The sequence below is a fragment of the Pseudonocardia pini genome (assembly GCF_013870575.1).
GTDB classification, from domain to species: Bacteria; Actinomycetota; Actinomycetes; order Mycobacteriales; family Pseudonocardiaceae; genus Pseudonocardia; species Pseudonocardia pini.
The window spans coordinates 1-2,276 of sequence record NZ_JACBXB010000837.1 but is presented as its reverse complement, the minus strand read 5'-3'; the positions used below and the strand labels follow the sequence as shown (position 1 = coordinate 2,276).

Sequence of the window (2,276 nt, the reverse complement as noted above, 5' to 3'; positions counted from 1 at the left end):
TCACCGCGTCCACCGGCATGTTCCCCACCCGCGTCCGCTTCACCGGCATCGCGCTGGGCTACTCGATCGGCAACGTCATCGGCGGTGGCTTCGGGCCGTACCTGGCCGCCCTGCTGGCCGCGAGGCTGGGCAGCCCGTACGCCCCGATCCTGCTGTTCGTGTTCGCCATCGTCGTCGGGATCGTCGCGATCCTCACGGCGCGGCGCACCCCTCGCTCGGAGGCCGATCCGCAGCCCACCACCGTCGACCCGCTCCGGCTGGAGACCCCGTGACGACCCGACTCACGACACGACCGCGCTGAGCAGGGCGACCGCCTGGAGTCCGGCCCGCTCGGCATCCGGGTGAGCTCCGTCCATCCCTCGGGGGCTACTCATGATCACCATCGGAACCCGGTCGGCACCCGTTCCCGCAGGTGGAAACGACGAAGGCCGGTGGCTCCGTCGAGTTGCCACCGGCCTCCGCCGACCGTCGGGACGACAGGATTTGAACCTGCGACCCCTTGACCCCCAGTCAAGTGCGCTACCAAGCTGCGCCACGTCCCGGCCGCCCCCGTGAGGGCTCGATCAGCCTACCGCACCGCTGATCGCGCTCCGCACCGGCCTGGACGTACGACCCCCCAACTCGTCCGCGAACCCACCGACCTCGGATCCACGATGAGGCACCACCGTGACGGTCGCTCCCGAGTCTTCGCCGGGAGGTGCGGGGGCACCACCGCCGTCGGTCGCCCCGTGGTGGGCGACTTTCGTGGGTACCGCTCGGTAACTACGCGGTCGGCATGCCGAGGTGGGCGGTGCGGGCGGTGGTGGTGCCCGCGTCGACCAAGGGGCGCATGCGGACGCGGCGGGCGTCGTCGTCGATCAGGGGGCACGAGCCGCAGAAGCGCGGCGTGCCGTCCGGGTGGGTCCGGCCGGGGATCCTGTAGTGCAGGCAGCAGGTGCCGCGGACCTGGGCGACCGTCTCCTTGTCCGCCGCGGACAACGGGAACGGGACCGGGCGTGGGAAGCGCACGTCGACGGCGGCGGACACCCGGTCGAGCGTCGACTGGACCCCCGCGAACAGCGCGTGCAGCTCCGCGGGCCGGTCACCGCGGTGCCTGCCCGCCCAGAGCGTGTGCGAGGACAGGGTGTCGCCGAGCCCGCCCCACAGGTTCCGCCTGCCGAAGCGGGTGGTTCGGTACAGCTCCTCGACCACGGGCCCGCACAGCTCGACGAGCAGGGCGGCCATGTCGACGTCGGACGCCACGGGGCAGGTCAGGGCGGCCCGGTCGGTGATGCGGCCGCGGCGGCGGACCGAGACCGTGCCCGGCGTCACGACCGGCACCCGCCCGAACAGCACCGCCGCCACGGCGAGCGGGCGGATCACCGGGCCGGTCAGGCCGCTGAGCAGCGACATCGCCACCTCGGAGGGCGCGCGGCCTTCCCCCGTCAGCTCCGCGACCCAACCGCCGACGTGCGCGGGCAGCTCGGCGAACGGGAACCACTCCGCGCCGCGGACGGGCCCGACGTCGAAGCCGAACCGGGTGTGGACGGCGTCCAGCTGCGCAGCGAGCTCGGCGGGCTCCGTCTCCGATCCCAGGGTCGACTCCGCGGGCTCCGTCTCCGATCCGAGGGTCGACTCCGCGGGCTCCGTCTCCGATCCGAGGGTCGACTCCGCGGGCTCCGTCTTCACGACCCCACCCTCACACACCGGAGGTCGACTCGCCCCGTGACCGTCGCAACCCCGCGGGCGGGGTCTCCGGCGCCAACGGCAGCACCGCCAGCACCCGGAACCCGCCCTCGCAGGGGCCGTGCTCGAGCTCCCCGCCCACCGACCGCACCCGCTCCCCGAGCCCGGCGAGGCCGACGCCACCGGCCCCCAGCCCCCGCACGGGCCGACGGCACGGGCCGTTGCGCACCTCGACCCGGACGGAGTCGGGCCGCCACTCGACCGCCACGCGCACGGACGAGCCGGGGGCGTGGCGGGCGGCGTTCGTCAGGGCCTCCTGGACGACCCGGTACACCGTGTGGTCCGGCGCGATCGGCAGCGGACGGGCGGCACCGAGGGTCTCCCACGTGACGTCGAGCCCGGTCTCGCGGGCACTGTCCACCAGCTCGCCGACGGCGGCGACGCCGGCGTCGGGAGCCGACCCGACCAGGCCCAGGGCACTGCGCATCTCGGCCAACGCCTGCTTGGCCTGCGCCCGGAGCCGCTCGGCCGCCTCCCGCACGGCGGGCTCCTCCGACGACGATCCCGAGCAGCGGCCACCGGACCGCGATCGAGATGGCCCAGGCCAGGGC

At 74.6% G+C, this 2,276-nt stretch carries 2 protein-coding genes, 1 tRNA gene and 1 pseudogene; 1 reads left to right on the top strand and 3 read right to left on the bottom strand.

Going from position 1 to position 2,276, the window contains the following annotated elements:
* Window positions 1-272, top strand: a pseudogene (locus H5J29_RS29700) (hypothetical protein); the annotation flags it as partial.
* 196 nt (window positions 273-468) lie between these two features.
* Here H5J29_RS29700 and H5J29_RS29695 read toward each other — a convergent pair.
* The 3 genes from H5J29_RS29695 to H5J29_RS29685 form a co-directional block, all read right to left on the bottom strand.
* Window positions 469-542 (bottom strand) — tRNA-Pro (locus H5J29_RS29695).
* A gap of 220 nt (window positions 543-762) precedes the next feature.
* The gene (locus H5J29_RS36405) at window positions 763-1,668 is read right to left on the bottom strand and encodes a (2Fe-2S)-binding protein (protein WP_181784278.1); all 906 of its coding nucleotides are present in this window, start codon (window positions 1,666-1,668) and stop codon (window positions 763-765) included.
* A gap of 10 nt (window positions 1,669-1,678) precedes the next feature.
* A complete protein-coding gene (locus H5J29_RS29685; RefSeq protein ID WP_181784277.1) occupies window positions 1,679-2,206 on the bottom strand; it encodes a sensor histidine kinase in 528 nt (175 codons plus the stop codon).
* Between the last annotated feature and the right edge of the window lie 70 nt (window positions 2,207-2,276).